The sequence below is a fragment of the Actinobacillus indolicus genome (genome assembly GCF_004519515.1).
GTDB classification, from domain to species: domain Bacteria; phylum Pseudomonadota; class Gammaproteobacteria; order Enterobacterales; family Pasteurellaceae; genus Glaesserella; species Glaesserella indolica_A.
The window spans coordinates 838,038-852,472 of the sequence record NZ_CP038145.1 but is presented as its reverse complement, the minus strand read 5'-3'; the positions used below and the strand labels follow the sequence as shown (position 1 = coordinate 852,472).

At 39.8% G+C, this 14,435-nt stretch carries 18 protein-coding genes; 3 read left to right on the top strand and 15 right to left on the bottom strand.

The features are described 5' to 3' along the window. Both EXH44_RS04065 and EXH44_RS04060 read right to left on the bottom strand, forming a co-directional pair. A complete protein-coding gene (locus EXH44_RS04065; RefSeq protein WP_005711498.1) occupies positions 1-717 on the bottom strand; it encodes an amino acid ABC transporter permease in 717 nt (238 codons plus the stop codon). Then, positions 707-1,489, bottom strand: coding sequence for an amino acid ABC transporter substrate-binding protein (locus tag EXH44_RS04060; protein ID WP_162856384.1), 783 nt, complete (start codon positions 1,487-1,489; stop codon positions 707-709). Before EXH44_RS04060 ends, EXH44_RS04065 begins: the two co-directional genes overlap by 11 nt. Before the next feature lie 174 nt (positions 1,490-1,663). Between EXH44_RS04060 and EXH44_RS04055 the strand changes: the two genes are divergently transcribed. Both EXH44_RS04055 and EXH44_RS04050 read left to right on the top strand, forming a co-directional pair. Beyond that, entirely contained in the window at positions 1,664-2,356 is a 693-nt protein-coding gene (locus EXH44_RS04055) for an AzlC family ABC transporter permease (protein ID WP_135673968.1), read from the top strand. After that, positions 2,356-2,682 (top strand): AzlD domain-containing protein, encoded by a 327-nt coding sequence (locus EXH44_RS04050; RefSeq protein ID WP_162856383.1) that lies wholly within the window; start codon positions 2,356-2,358, stop codon positions 2,680-2,682. Before EXH44_RS04055 ends, EXH44_RS04050 begins: the two co-directional genes overlap by 1 nt. Positions 2,683-2,810: 128 nt before the next feature. Here EXH44_RS04050 and rlmB read toward each other — a convergent pair whose 3' ends face one another. The 4 genes from rlmB to nadR form a co-directional block, all read right to left on the bottom strand. Beyond that, complete coding sequence (gene rlmB / locus EXH44_RS04045) at positions 2,811-3,545, bottom strand: 23S rRNA (guanosine(2251)-2'-O)-methyltransferase RlmB (RefSeq protein ID WP_162856382.1); 735 nt, start codon at positions 3,543-3,545, stop codon at positions 2,811-2,813. Positions 3,546-3,617: 72 nt separating this feature from the next. Beyond that, entirely contained in the window at positions 3,618-5,207 is a 1,590-nt protein-coding gene (gene prfC, locus EXH44_RS04040; RefSeq protein ID WP_162856381.1) for a peptide chain release factor 3, read from the bottom strand. Between the two features lie 128 nt (positions 5,208-5,335). Then, on the bottom strand, positions 5,336-6,025 hold the full coding sequence (locus EXH44_RS04035; RefSeq protein ID WP_162856380.1) for a metallophosphoesterase family protein: 690 nt from the start codon (positions 6,023-6,025) through the stop codon (positions 5,336-5,338). After that, a complete protein-coding gene (gene nadR, locus EXH44_RS04030; protein WP_162856379.1) occupies positions 6,022-7,278 on the bottom strand; it encodes a multifunctional transcriptional regulator/nicotinamide-nucleotide adenylyltransferase/ribosylnicotinamide kinase NadR in 1,257 nt (418 codons plus the stop codon). The genes EXH44_RS04035 and nadR overlap by 4 nt, the downstream gene beginning before the upstream one ends. A gap of 180 nt (positions 7,279-7,458) precedes the next feature. Here nadR and EXH44_RS04025 point away from each other — a divergent pair, with 180 nt between their 5' ends. After that, positions 7,459-7,719 carry a YfhL family 4Fe-4S dicluster ferredoxin gene (locus EXH44_RS04025; RefSeq protein WP_111749894.1) on the top strand — a complete coding sequence of 87 codons (261 nt, stop codon included), beginning with the start codon at positions 7,459-7,461 and terminating at the stop codon, positions 7,717-7,719. 8 nt (positions 7,720-7,727) lie between these two features. On the opposite strand, the gene xerC is transcribed toward EXH44_RS04025, so the two are convergent. From xerC to EXH44_RS03980, 9 genes are all read right to left on the bottom strand, one after another. Next, positions 7,728-8,627, bottom strand: coding sequence for a tyrosine recombinase XerC (xerC, locus tag EXH44_RS04020; RefSeq protein WP_162856378.1), 900 nt, complete (start codon positions 8,625-8,627; stop codon positions 7,728-7,730). Between the two features lie 6 nt (positions 8,628-8,633). Then, the gene (locus EXH44_RS04015; RefSeq protein ID WP_162856377.1) at positions 8,634-8,924 is read right to left on the bottom strand and encodes a DUF5377 domain-containing protein; all 291 of its coding nucleotides are present in this window, start codon (positions 8,922-8,924) and stop codon (positions 8,634-8,636) included. Between the two features lie 72 nt (positions 8,925-8,996). After that, positions 8,997-11,063 (bottom strand): glycine--tRNA ligase subunit beta, encoded by a 2,067-nt coding sequence (gene glyS, locus EXH44_RS04010; RefSeq protein WP_162856376.1) that lies wholly within the window; start codon positions 11,061-11,063, stop codon positions 8,997-8,999. Positions 11,064-11,077: 14 nt separating this feature from the next. Further along, complete coding sequence (locus tag EXH44_RS04005) at positions 11,078-11,557, bottom strand: hypothetical protein (protein WP_162856375.1); 480 nt, start codon at positions 11,555-11,557, stop codon at positions 11,078-11,080. A gap of 17 nt (positions 11,558-11,574) precedes the next feature. After that, positions 11,575-11,979, bottom strand: a complete 405-nt coding sequence (locus EXH44_RS04000) for a hypothetical protein (RefSeq protein ID WP_162856374.1) — start codon at positions 11,977-11,979, stop codon at positions 11,575-11,577. Between the two features lie 141 nt (positions 11,980-12,120). After that, the gene (locus EXH44_RS03995; protein ID WP_208717167.1) at positions 12,121-12,582 is read right to left on the bottom strand and encodes a hypothetical protein; all 462 of its coding nucleotides are present in this window, start codon (positions 12,580-12,582) and stop codon (positions 12,121-12,123) included. Between the two features lie 12 nt (positions 12,583-12,594). Further along, a complete protein-coding gene (locus tag EXH44_RS03990) occupies positions 12,595-13,209 on the bottom strand; it encodes a GNAT family N-acetyltransferase (RefSeq protein ID WP_162856373.1) in 615 nt (204 codons plus the stop codon). Between the two features lie 196 nt (positions 13,210-13,405). After that, the gene (locus tag EXH44_RS03985; protein ID WP_162856372.1) at positions 13,406-14,038 is read right to left on the bottom strand and encodes a PIN domain-containing protein; all 633 of its coding nucleotides are present in this window, start codon (positions 14,036-14,038) and stop codon (positions 13,406-13,408) included. A 120-nt stretch (positions 14,039-14,158) separates the two neighbouring features. Beyond that, entirely contained in the window at positions 14,159-14,425 is a 267-nt protein-coding gene (locus EXH44_RS03980) for a hypothetical protein (RefSeq protein WP_162856371.1), read from the bottom strand. Between the last annotated feature and the right edge of the window lie 10 nt (positions 14,426-14,435).

The following is a 14,435-nucleotide window of genomic DNA, read 5'->3' as shown; positions in this document are numbered from 1 at the left end:
TTATTTCGCCACATATCGATCAAAACGTTTTTCTAAGCGTGCTTGAATAAAGAACAGCACCCAACAGAAACACCAGTAAATCAAACCAGCTTCAATATAGACTGGTAAGAAGTCATAGGACATATTTGCCACTTGTTGAGCCACACGGAACATCTCTGTGACCGTCACAACAGATGCCAAAGAGGTATCTTTGAATAGACCAATAAAGGTATTGCTCAATGGCGGTACGGCAACACGAAACGCTTGTGGTGCAATAATACGGCGGAATGTCTGCATATAGGTCATACCGATGGTATAACCTGCTTCCCATTGACCTTTCGGCACAGAAAGAATGGCAGCACGAATGGTTTCAGAGCCATAAGCTCCGATATTGATCGAAAAACCGATAATTGCCGCTGGGATCGGATCGATAAAAATACCAATCGCAGGCAAACCGTAGAATACAATACAGATTTGCACCAACATCGGCGTACCACGAATGATTGAGATATAGCCTTTGACGAACCAGAGTAATAGACGATGGAACGGGCCATTAACAGGGGTAACACGAACTAACGCGACCCCAACGGCAATCGCCATGCCAATAATAAAGGAAGCAATTGCCAAAGGGATAGAAACTAAAAAGGCCGCTTGTACCATCGGCCAGAAACCATTTATGACCAGCTCAACACGAGCTTCCGTCATAAATGGTAGAGAAAGTAATAAATTATTTAACACTGATGTCTTTACCAAAGAATTGTTCACCTAATTTCTTAAGTGTACCGTCTTTTTTCAATTCTTCAACTGCTTGACTGATTTTTGCAAGGGCTTCGGTGTTGCCTTTGTTCACAATAAAACCAGCTCCCACTTTATCTGTTGCTTCCCAAACTGGTTTTAAGCCTGAATTTGGGTTTTTCTTCAAGTAATCTAACAATGCTAGCGAGTCATTGAAAGTGACATCCGCACGTTTTTGCTGAATTAACAATAACGCTTGAGCCATACCATCAACGGCAACGATTTCTGCGCCATTTTTCTGTGCCAGTTCGCCATAGTTAGAGCTTAAGGTTTGAGCGGCTTTTAAGCCTTTCACATCTTCTGCTTTGCTTACACGGGTTTCATCATTACGAGCTAATAACATTGCACCAGACCAGCTATAAGGCTCAGATTTATCAAAGGTTGCCTGACGTTCTGGGGTCGTTAAGCCTACTTGGTTTGCCACAATATCAAAACGTTCACCTTTTAAACCCGCTAACATTGCGTCCCATTGAGTCTCTTTAAAATCAACTTTTACACCTAATTTTTCAGCCACTGCACGAGTAACTTCCACATCGTAGCCTGTTAATTTACCGCTTGCATCGTGGTAAGTGAAAGGTGCATAAGTCCCTTCCGTCCCCACAGTGATAGTGCCTTTATTGTTGATACGATCGAGTAAAGATTCTTTTGCCAATGTCGTTGTAGAAGTGAAAACAGCAGCTAAAGATAATGCAACAATTGATAATTTTTTAAACATAATAAGTTCCTTTTGATAGGTAAGATTAATTGTTTGCAAATTTAAAGGCAAATCTAACCGCTTGCAAATAACCAAATGGAATATTAAACAACAAAAAGTTTGGATTGATAAAGAGATTGCTAACACTGCAACCTTTTGTATAATCAGGCTTTTCTCAATTTACGTTGGAGCTTTATGTCATTTAATACGGAAAATAGTTGGAAAAGTGCGTTCAAACTCACTATACCAATATTTATGGGATACCTTGCGGCAGGTATTGCCTATGGAATGTTAGCAACTAATGCGGGAATGCCTGCGTGGTTTACTATTGTGATGTGTTTCACCGTTTTTTCCGGCACAGCACAGTATGCAGCAATTCCCTTTTTTGTTTCTGGAGCGGGGGTAGTTTCCGTTTTTCTCAGCACTTTATTGATGAGCTTACGTTTTATTTTTTATACACTTAATATGCATTCATCATTACCCAAAGAAAAACTCAACCGCTTTTTTGCATTAAGCTATCTGACAGATGAAAACTTTGGCGTATTAACCACCTTACCACAAGAAACTCGTCAGGCAATGATGTTCAAAATCAGTATCTTAGGAATGAGTTATTGGACATTTGCAACTATTGTTGGCATTTTACTAGGCGATTCTGTTTCCCAATATATTCCCAATTTAGATTTCGCACTGCCTTGCTTATTCGCCATTTTAGCTTATGAACAATACAGTAGCCAAAAGCAGTGGAAGCCGATTTTTATTGCATTGATTGGATTTTTACTTGCAGGGCAAATCACACAAACAAGCGTCTTGCTTGTGGCAATCATCATCGCCATTATCATTGTCGCTTTCTTGCCCCAATCATTCACTGAGAAAAAAGGACAAGTTTAATGGAAACGCAAAATATTATTTATATGTTGATTGCATTGGCACTAGGTACTCAACTTTGTCGCTTTTTGCCGTTATTTTTGCCAAAAACTGTACTATCTTCGCCAATTTTGCAAAAATTAAATAAAATGTTACCGCTTGTGATTATGGTATTACTGGTACTCACCAGCTTAAGTTTGCCGAAAAGTAATGAAGGTTATACCTTATTTATCGCTCAACTGATCGCACTTATTTTGGTGATCGCTAGCTATAAATGGTTAAAGAATATTTTATTTAGTGTTGGTTTGGGGATTCTGAGTTTAAATTTGATTTTATGGGGTTTAAATTAAAAAGAAGCTAAATAACATAATCGGTTGAATAGCAACGGTATTGACATGGAAAAACGCAGTACAGTTGCTATTAAATATTGATATTTGTGTTATGAATCAATGGGTTAGTTATAGCATTATTGGATATTCTAGGCGAGTTTTTGTCTCACAATCTCAAACAGACAAACCCCTGTTGCCACGGATACATTTAACGACGATACCGATCCTGCCATTGGAATACTCACCAGTTGATCACAATGTTCACGAGTAAGACGACGCATTCCGTCCCCTTCTGCCCCCATCACTAACGCAATCGATCCAGTTAATTTCACTTGATACAGGCTTTTTGTCGCTTCACCTGCTGTGCCGACGATCCAAATATTGCGTTCCTGTAACTCACGCATAGTACGAGCAAGATTGGTTACGCGAATAAGTGGCACGGTTTCCGCTGCACCACAAGCCACTTTGCGAGCCGTTGAGGTGAGCTGTGCTGATTTGTCTTTTGGCACAATCACTGCATCAACCCCTGCCGCATCGGCAGTACGCAAACAAGCCCCTAAGTTATGGGGATCGGTCACACCGTCTAAGATCAATAAGAACGGATTTGCTTTGCGATCTAAAATTTGGTCAAGATCGCCTTCATTTAACTCTTTAGCTGGAATGACTTTGGCGATAATCCCTTGATGTACTTCGCCTTGAGCTTTGTTATCAAGGGCTTGGCGGTTGACCTGTTGAACTTGAATGCCTAAACGTTGTAATTCGTTGAGTAATGGGGTTAATCGTTTATCTTCACGACCTTTTAGTACAAACACTTCGATTAATCGTTCGGGTGCGACATCTAAAAAGGATTTAACGGCGTGAATACCGTAGATTTGTTCGCTCATAATGTAATCTTTTGATTTGAATATGAATTTAATTGTAGGGGCGGACCGGCGTGTCCGCCCCTACGATTTTTTTTAATGTTCTCTCGTTTTAAAGAACTCCACATCAGGATAACGCTCTTGAGCCAAGTTGAGATTTACCATTGTCGGAGCAATATAGGTTAAGTTATCGCCACCGTCTAAGGCTAAATTCTGCTCGTTTTTGCGTTTAAATTCTTCAAACTTTTTCGCATCTTTGCATTCCACCCAACGGGCTGTCGCCACATTGACGGTTTCATAGATCGCTTCGACGTTATATTCGGTTTTCAGGCGTGAAACCACCACATCAAACTGAAGTACACCGACTGCACCAACGATTAAGTCGTTATTCATCAATGGGCGGAACACTTGCACCGCACCTTCCTCCGACAGTTGCACCAAGCCCTTAAGCAACTGTTTCTGCTTGAGCGGATCTTTGAGGCGGATACGGCGGAACAATTCAGGGGCGAAGTTCGGAATACCGGTAAATTTCAAGTTTTCCCCTTGGGTAAAGGTATCGCCGATTTGGATCGTGCCGTGATTATGTAAACCTATAATATCACCTGCATAGGCTTCTTCAGCGTGGGAGCGGTCGCCAGCCATAAAGGTCAAGGCATCGGAAATGATCACATCTTTACCGATACGAACGTGCTTGAGCTTCATTCCTTTCTCATATTTGCCCGATACCACACGCATAAAGGCAACACGGTCGCGGTGTTTTGGATCCATATTCGCTTGGATTTTGAATACAAAACCACTGAATTTTTCTTCGCTCGCATCAACTTTGCGTAAATCAGCTTCACGGGCTTGTGGAGCTGGCGCCCATTCGGTTAAGCCATCTAAGAAGTGATCGACCCCAAAGTTACCCAATGCCGTACCGAAGAAAACAGGGGTTAATTCGCCGTTTAAGAAAGCGTCCAGTTCAAATTCGTGGCTTGCCCCTTGTACAAGTTCTAATTCGTCACGCAGTTGCTGAGCCAAATCATCGCCTACGGCTTGGTCTAACTCTGGATTATTTAGCCCTTTGACAATACGTACTTCCTGAATGGTATGTCCTTGCCCTGTTTGGTAGAGATAGGTTTCGTCTTTATAGAGATGATACACCCCTTTGAACAATTTACCGCAACCTATCGGCCACGTGATCGGCGCACAGTTGATCTTCAACACGTTCTCGACTTCGTCTAACAGTTCCATCGGATCTCGAATATCACGGTCGAGCTTGTTCATAAAGGTTAAAATCGGCGTATCACGCAAGCGGGTGACTTCCATCAATTTAATGGTACGTTCCTCAACCCCTTTAGCACTGTCGATCACCATCAAACAGCTATCCACCGCCGTTAAGGTACGATAGGTATCTTCCGAGAAGTCTTCGTGTCCTGGGGTGTCAAGGAGATTCACCAAGCAATCGTTGTAAGGGAACTGCATTACGGAGGTGGTAATCGAAATCCCACGTTGTTTTTCCATCTCCATCCAGTCGGATTTCGCGTGAGCTTGTGAGCCTTTGCCTTTCACCGAACCGGCGGTTTGAATAGCGTTTCCGTAAAGCAACACCTTTTCGGTGATGGTCGTTTTACCCGCATCGGGGTGAGAAATAATCGCAAAAGTTCGGCGTTTATTGACTTCTTGAGGGTAGTTATTTAATGACATTCTATTCTCGTTTTCTGTTTCAAAAATGGCGGGTATTTTCCCCGATTTACGATGAGATCACAACCAGCAACGGCTGGCTATATTAAGATTTGCAAAATGTTGATACAAACTGACCGCTTGTCAGGTTGTTACTTATCACGATCATCCACGCCAACTAGCAAATAGTTTCCATTAATGTCTGCAAGGCTTCTAAAACCAATATTAAAAATCTCACAGGCTTTATTTCGGTTGATCGGGCGATAATCAAAATTATCATGGTGGTGACCATGAAATATTTTTCTTACTCCCATTTTACGTGCCAGTTGATTAATGACTGCAAAACCTTGTGGGTGTGGTCTTGGGGCTTCGTGAGTAATCAAAATATCTGCTTTTTGCGTTTCTAAGCCTTCAACATCTGACGGAAAAATTGATGAGCGGTGGCGCAGTGGCACTCCACCACGCCAGATACGTTCTTGTGGGCTATATTGGCAATAATGGATAGGATCAAAGAACATAGGGCGATGTGGCGGCATCCAGATATGTCCGCGAAAAACACCGCCTAAGCCTGCAATTCGTTTTCCTTGAATATTCACCACTCTTCCATGAATGTTACGTTCTTTCCACTCACTTCCCCAGATAGCATCAAACGCCGCGACAGTTTTGCTATCGTGGTTGCCATGGATAAACCAAATATCGCAGTGTTGGGCTAGTTTATCCAACTCTGCGGTGGTGGTGAGTTGTAGATCCCCTAAAATCACTAGAGCAACATTCTCTTGTGACTGTACAAAGGGATAAAGGTGGGCGTAGCTCCCGTGTGGATCGCCCGCAAAAAGTATCATTCGTTTTTCTCGTGTGTTAAATCTAGCTCTTCATTTAAAATCGCTTCAACCACTGCTTTGGTTTGATTGTAGCGATCTAAATAACTTGGTGATTCAATTTCAATATAAGGCACATTATATTTTTCTAACAGTTTTTTGAGTAACTGTTGGAAACGTTGGCGCTGTTTCTGTGAACCTAAACTGCGTAAGCCGTCATCGACCCATTTTGTATTGTTTGAGAGCAAAATCGTCACATCAAAAGGGTATTCTTTGATCATCGAATCTAAGAATGGATGTGGCTTGCCTTCATACTGAATACAGAATGCTTGCGTGGTGATGTAATCGGTATCAATAATCGCCACTTTATGTGCATGTTTCATCGCATAATCCACATAACGTTTATGACCTAATGCCATTTGTGGATAGTCTGAATATTGCATCGCCTGTTCATCACCGCCTAGCTGTTCAAAGACAAACTCTCGACCGTATTCCCACGCTGACGTGGTATTAAACACATTGGCTAATTTACTCACCAATACACTCTTACCGCTACTTTCACCACCTAAAATAGCGATAGTTTTCACAAAGAATGGACGCACCTCTTTTGGAATAAAACGCCAGTATTGGAATGGATTATTGCGAATTTTAGTGGCGGAAACATTAAAGGAATTACGCTCAGGATCGACTAAATGCACTTCCAAATTTAAGTATTTCTCGTAAGGTTCTTTATCTTGAATCTCACTACTAAAGACTAATGTTGGCTGAATATGCTTTTCGGCAAACAGCTCTTTCACTCGAGTTGCCCAGCCTTCCCAGCCATTTGGATAACTTGGGATTCCATCTTCTACTAAGTGGTGAATAAAGATCTGCTTTTGTTGATATTTAAAGATCTGTTGCATCCAACGCAGACGATCTTCATTCGTCGGCATACGCTTCATTTTACTGTCACGAAACAGCTGTAAATCACGTTCCGTATCGGTACAGACGATCACATGTAGCATATCAACTTTACTGAATGCTTCGTAGATCATATTAATATGACCCGTATGCACAGGGTAAAACTTCCCGAAAATCACGCCAACACGTTGATTATTTTCTTCAACGATATTCAACACTTTATGTAGTGCATTCAATTTTGTGGCACTTGGATTTTTGATCTTTCCCGTCACTAATTGATTGAAATAAGCCCTTGTTACATTGGCTTGTTCACATACATCATTGACTTTCAGTTTGAGCTGTTTACGTTTCTGTTGAAGATAAGCAAAATCGGTCATAAGTTCGTCCTCGGATTAATGGCAGAATGATAGGCGAAATATGACTTTTTGTCATTTAAAAATGTATAGTCAAGCGGTCAGATTTACACAAAAATTTGCAAAATTATGTATAAAGACTTTCTACTTTTAGCTCATTCTGTATAATCGTCGATCCAAATGATTTAGGAATGTATAAGAACTATGGCGTTATTGATTACTCACAAATGCACTAATTGTGATATGTGCGAACCGGAATGTCCAAACCAGGCCATCTCTATGGGTGATGAGATTTATGTCATCGACCCTGATTTGTGTACGGAATGTGTAGGGCATTATGAAACGCCAACCTGTCAGAAAGTCTGCCCGATTAATAATTGCATTATTACCGATCCTGAGCATATTGAAACCAACGAACAGCTATGGGAACGTTTTGTTCTCATTCATCATGCGGATAAGTTATAACTTATCGCTTATTTCTTTCTTCTTGCTCTTGGGTGAGCAGAATCATAAATTTTCGCAAGATGTTGGAAATCAAGGTGAGTATAAATTTGAGTTGTTGAAAGGCTGCTATGTCCAAGCAGTTCTTGCACTGCTCGCAAGTCTTGGCTTGCTTCTAGCATATGCGTGGCGAAAGAGTGGCGTAATTTATGGGGATGAAGGTGAGTATCTAGAGCTTGCTTTTGCCCCCATTTTTTCATTACTAACTGAATAGAGCGGTGGGAAAGTCGCCCACCTCGCTGATTAAGAAAAACAGCATTGTCTTTTGGTTGAAACTGCTCACGTACTGCAAGCCAATGTTCAATCGCATCTAAAGCTTTAGAACCAATCGGCACAATACGTTCTTTGTTTCCTTTACCAAGTAATCTCACTTCACGGTTAGATAAATCCATATCGCCTAAATCTAGCCCTTGTAATTCAGACAAGCGTAGTCCAGAGCTGTACATCAATTCCATCATTGCCACATCTCGCAGATCAAGCGGTTCGTTACTGTCTATATTTAGCAACTGTCCGATCTGCTCAGCATCAATATTTTTAGGAAGGTGCTTATTGGCTTTAGGCGATTTTATGCCTAAGGTTGGATTTACCTTTAATTCCCCTTGTTTCACCAAAAACGCCAAAAACTGACGTAGTGCCACCAACCGCAAACCAATACTTTTTGCACTTAGCCCTTGTTTATGGCTTTGTGACAAAATCCAACGTACTGTCGATGCATCAAGCTCTTGCCAACGAGTGACTTCTGCTTGCTGTAACATTTCGCAGACCGCTTGTAGCTGACGTTGATAATTGCTGAGCGTATGAGGGCTTGCTTGCTTTTCAATGCGAAGAAAGTCCCAATACGGTTGAGTTTGGTGGTAAAGGGGATGGGTCATAGACAATTACGCTAAGCCTAATTTACCGATTTTGACACCAATATTACCTAGTGCAACAGGCCCAAGATATTCCGCTAAGAATTTAAACAGCTCATCAACATCGTGGAAAATACAATGGGTTTGCACTTCATTTTCAACTTTACGGGTAAATTCGTAGCTGACTTTGTTCGCATCAATGTGAGCGGTTAGGTTCAAATAAACGGTTTCAAAATAATGGCTCATTGCCCCTTCTAACCCTGGATCGCTGATACGTACGTCCCACTGATTACTGAATAACACTTCGCTTTTGACTGACATTTTTTACCTCTTTGTGTTTGCAAATTTTTATTGAAAAAAGACCGCTTGTACAAGCGGTCTGATTGTCTTGTTTTATTGTAACAACGAAATATCCGCTACTTGTAAGAATAAGTTTTGTAGCGTATTTAAAATCGCTAAACGGTTTTGACGTAGTTTTTGATCTTCCGCATTCACCATCACGTTGTCGAAGAAGCTATCGACAGGTTGGCGTAAACTCGCCAATTTGTCGAGAACTGCCGTGTAGTCGCCTTGAGCGATCAACGGTTGCACTTCTTTTTCGAGTGCAATCACCGCTTCCGCCAACGCTTTTTCCGCAGGTTCAACACAAGCGGTAAGATCGATTGCACCAATTGCCACATCAGCTTTGGCAAGAATGTTACTCACACGCTTATTCGCTGCCGCCAATGCTTCTGCACTGTCTAAGGTACGGAAATGCGACACTGCACGCACGCGGGCATCAAAGTCTGCCGGTCGAGTTGGACGGCGAGCAAGAACCGCTTGGATAACGTCCACCGCAATGCCTTCATCTTGATACCACGCACGGAAACGACCGAGCATAAAGTCCACCACCTCTTCTACAACATTGCTGTTGGTGAGCTTGTCGCCAAACAATTTCGCTGAAGTTGCCACTAAATCGCTCAGATCAAGCGGTAAGTTTTTCTCTACAATAATGCGTAACGCACCAAGTGCTGCACGGCGTAAAGCGAATGGATCGGCACTGCCTTTTGGCGCTTGACCGATACCAAAAATACCCGTGAGCGTATCGAATTTATCCGCTAACGCAACAGAACTTGCCACCAACGATTTCGGCAACTCATCGCCTGCAAAACGTGGCATATATTGCTCGTTCAACGCCACCGCCACTTCTTCATCTTCGCCATCGTGACGAGCATAGTGCATACCCATTACGCCTTGCGTATCGGTAAATTCAAACACCATATTAGTCATTAAGTCACATTTCGACAACAAGCCTGCACGTTTCGCTTTGGTTTCATCGGCACCAATTTGTTTTGCAATTTCGCCTGCAAGCTGTTCAATGCGAGCGGTTTTGTCACGCAACGTTCCAAGTTGTTGTTGGAACAACACTGTTTCTAAACGTGGTAACTGATCTTCCAAACGCTGTTTTAAGTCGGTTTTGAAGAAGAATTCCGCATCGGTCAAACGTGGACGCACCACTTTTTCGTTCCCTTCGATGATTTTGCTTGGATCTTCAGGATTGATGTTCGACACAAAGATAAAGTGCGGTAACAATTTGCCCTCTTTATCGTAAATCGGGAAGTATTTTTGGTCGCCTTTCATTGTGTAAACCAAGGCTTCCGCAGGCACGGCAAGGAAACGCTCTTCAAATTTCGCTGCCAACACGTTCGGATATTCCACCAAAGACGTCACTTCGTCTAACAAGTCTTCTTCAATATCCGCCACGCCACCTAAAGCGGTCGCTTTTTCTTGGGCTTTTGCAAGAATTAACGCTTTACGCTCATTGAAGTCCGCAACCACTGAGCCTTTTTCTTTCAACAACGCAGGGTATTGATCCGCGTGGCTGATTTGGAACTCACGCTCGCCTAAGAAACGGTGACCACGAATAGTCTTACCGCTTGCAATACCTAAAATTTCGCCTTCGATCAGCTCATCGCCCAACAATAAGGTCACCGTGTGAACAGGACGCACGAACTGCTCGGTTTTATCGCCCCAACGCATTGTTTTTGGGATAGGCAATTTCGCCAACGCATTGCTAATCATACCAACTAACAAGTTTTTGGTCGGCTGACCTTCAATCACCGCACGGTGAACCAGCCATTCGCCTTTATCGGTAGCAATACGCTCCGCCTGCTCAACGGTAATGCCACAGCCTTTCGCCCAGCCTTCCGCTGCTTTGGTCGGTTTACCTTCCGCATCAAACGCTGCCGACACCGCCGGACCACGTTTTTCCACTTCTTTGCTTGGCTGACTAGTCGCAAGCCCCAATACTTTCACCGCTAAACGGCGTGGTGCCGCAAACCATTCCACTTTGTCAAAGCTCAAACCCGCTTGGTTTAATTCCGCTTCAACATTCTCCGCAAACGCGGTCGCTAATTTTTTGAGTGCCTTCGGTGGCAGCTCTTCTGTGCCGATCTCGGCGAGGAAGTTTTGTGTTGTCATTTTTTCTTTTCTCATTAAAGCTGTCTTATTAAAAAATTTTTTAAATTCTTTAAGTTTAAAGGATATAAATTTATTTTATATTTTTTCTTTTTCTGGAATATTCCATTTTTAAAGAATAATTCATACTTCGGTTCAATAGATAGCTCGTCAGATACATCTATTGTTCCTGTAAAATCTAGTTTGAGATTCAAATTAAAATACCCACACTGGTCGCCAATATCTAAGCCTATCCAATCATATTGATGTATTAAGAAAGACTCTTTAGCTACCACATTATTAAGAGTTGGATAATTCTCTGAATCAATAATCAAATGTCTAAGATAAAGTTGATCATTTAATACGGCATAAAAGCAGAAAAAACTATCAATTTTACTACGGTGTTGAGATAGAATAAATCCATAATTCTCTGGATTAAATATATGACGATTCCATATTCTATATTCATATGTATCATCAACACCAAAAGTAAGTTTTCCGTATGAGTGAATGACCATTTTGATATTTATAATACCTAATTTTCAATGTAAGTTTTTTCGGCGCCGTGACCAAAGTTCAAATCATAGATTTTCTTTTGATATATTCCTAACTCTTTTAACAATGAATCACTATTAGAGATAGAATGGAAACGATATCTCCATCTACCATTCTTTATTTGAAACCTTTCATAGTGAGTAACTTTGTAGGCAGATACAACCAAATTCTCTCCGCCTGTATTTACGCCGATAATATATTGAATTTTATCTGCTTTCTCTTTCGCTAAGATCCAATTTCCTAATGTTCTCGATTTTAAGTTAGTGTCATCAAAATTTTGCAATGTAAAATTAAGGCTATCATTTTTGGATAATTCTAAAGCATTTTTAATTTTAACGACTAAAATTAAACCTGTTGCATTAATTTTGTTTTTAGAAATTTGCATTTTATTTTCTCCACTATTCCCCATACTAACGTATGGGGTTACGCATAGTGCGGTTGCTCCGCAACCTATTTTGTTTGTCGCAGAGCGACAACACTATGCTTAACCTAGTACGTCAGTGCTAAGGTATACTTAAATATAAACTTATAAAATTAAAGCATCTTGCCCTTTAAGAATATATTTTTGTAACTCAGGTAAAATTCCTTTAGGTGCTTTTGATGAGTTATATATTCCATCTTTAATCCAACTTGTTGTATTTAACCAAGGTAATTTATTAGCTATTAATTCCATCAAAATATCGTGTTTTATTAAACACCAGTCAGAATTTACATCTTTTTCATCTAAAGGGAAAAGCATATATAGATCTTTCGAGATATATTTTTTAGCTATTGTAGTTCTTGATTTTAGCTGTACTTTCAAAGTAATTTCATTACTATGAGCTAAAAAATCTGCACCTTCCCAATCATCACTTAACTTAATACAATTAAATCCATAATCAGCTAAAACCGCAGCCTGTTTGTGAAAATTATAGTTTTCTTTCTGTTTAGAAGATAAATTTTTAGGATTTATACGCTTAACCATATTTAATTGTACATTTGAGATCATTTATATTATCCCTTATTCGCGAAATTCCCATCGAAAAGTAAAAAGACTTATCTGTCTTCCATTAACTTCTTCAATTTGTCCTATAAATGGATTAAAACCAAAGTCAGAGAAAAAGTCTGAGATTTCTATATCTATCCAAACTGCAATATCTTTTGCGGGATAAGTTCTATCACAAAAAGCTATAGTTTGAGCTAATAGATGTGTTGCAACTCCTTGTAGCCTTAATGCTTTTTTTACTGAAAGATAATTAATGTTAATCATACCCAAATCATTGCTATCTTCTATAACTTGAATATAAGCAATAACCTCATTATTTTGTATAAAGAATAGACTATATCCATTTTCTTCAATTTCTAAGTTATGCTCCCATATAAATATGTTTTTGTTATCTTCTTGCTTCAAGAATTTTACAATAGAAGATCTTTCAATCTCATTTAATTCACTATTTTTCTTAATCTCAAAAACATAATTCAAATTGAAATTATTAACTATCTCTTTGTAGTTATATTTCAATCTAAACCCTTCCATAAGTGAAGTAGAAAACTCACTCATAGTCTCTGTTTTTTCTTCATATTTTTTCTTAAAAAAGAAGATAAAATATTTCTTAAATATATCTTTAAGTAACATACTTATTTTTTATTAGGCAATCCGCAATTGTGAAATTTCTTAAATTATGTAAAAGTTATTGCTAGATTATATCATTTGTTACTTCCCCCATACTAACGTATGAGGTTACGCATAGTGAGGTTGCTCCGCAACCTATTTTACTTGTCGCAGAGCAACAATACTATGCTTAACCTAGTACGTCAGTGCTAGGGGTAACTCAAAGATAACTCACTTTATTTTCATTTACCTTAATCAACTTTTTCTGAGCTAATTGCTCAATAATTTTAGGGAGCAATTTTTCTGCTTCTTTTTTATCAACGCCTCTCAGACAGGTTTGACTACGAATATGATTTTTTAGTTTTTCTATTGTTGCCGGTAAATGACGCTTTTCAATTTTTACCACAAATGACTTAAATTCTTGAGCTACCTGAATAATCTTTTCTTTTTCTGCATTATTGACATTCGTTACTTGGCTAGGCAATAACGGCAAAGCGATCTTTTCTTCAGTTTGGTTAATCGCTTTTCTAAAACAAATTCTCGGTTCTCGTTGGTGTTGAATAAATTGGCAAATACCATCAAAACCTTTGTCATTCGATAAAATATGAAACTCAATATTTTTATCGGTGCTTATATCTAACTTGCCTAAATAATAAGTAAGATGAAAATCTACATTATTTTTTGAAATATCTTTTACAGTAATTAAGGTAATGTTTATTTCATCATTAAATTTTTCGGTTAAACGCAATTGGTTATTTACCGAACCGATAAATAAAAAAGTGCGGTCATATTCTTGTAAATTTAAACCGTCTAATGAATTTACATTTTCATAATCAATAAAAGCGTATTTCATTAGATTTACTCCTTTACTTTATTATTCATCCATCAAATCAATTATGCACGCAGTGCGTGCACAATTAAAAATTGCCATAACCTATTTTACTTGTCGCAGAGCGACAACACTATATTTAACCTAGTACGTCAGTGCTAGGGGTAACTCAGCTAAATCCAACACCACTCTCTCACCTTCCAACACCAACGCAGGAATGCCGATATAGCCATTGGCTTTGGCGTTATCAAACGCAGGGTGACGGTCACGCAATCTGAGAAATGGTTTGAAATTTGCACCACTTTGGGTAATATCCACCGCTTCGTAATCCACACCTAGACGTTGTAACTCAGCGACAAACGGTGCAGTATCAGGACACCAGTGGGCGAAATATAAAATCGGTTTGCTCATTATTATTCCT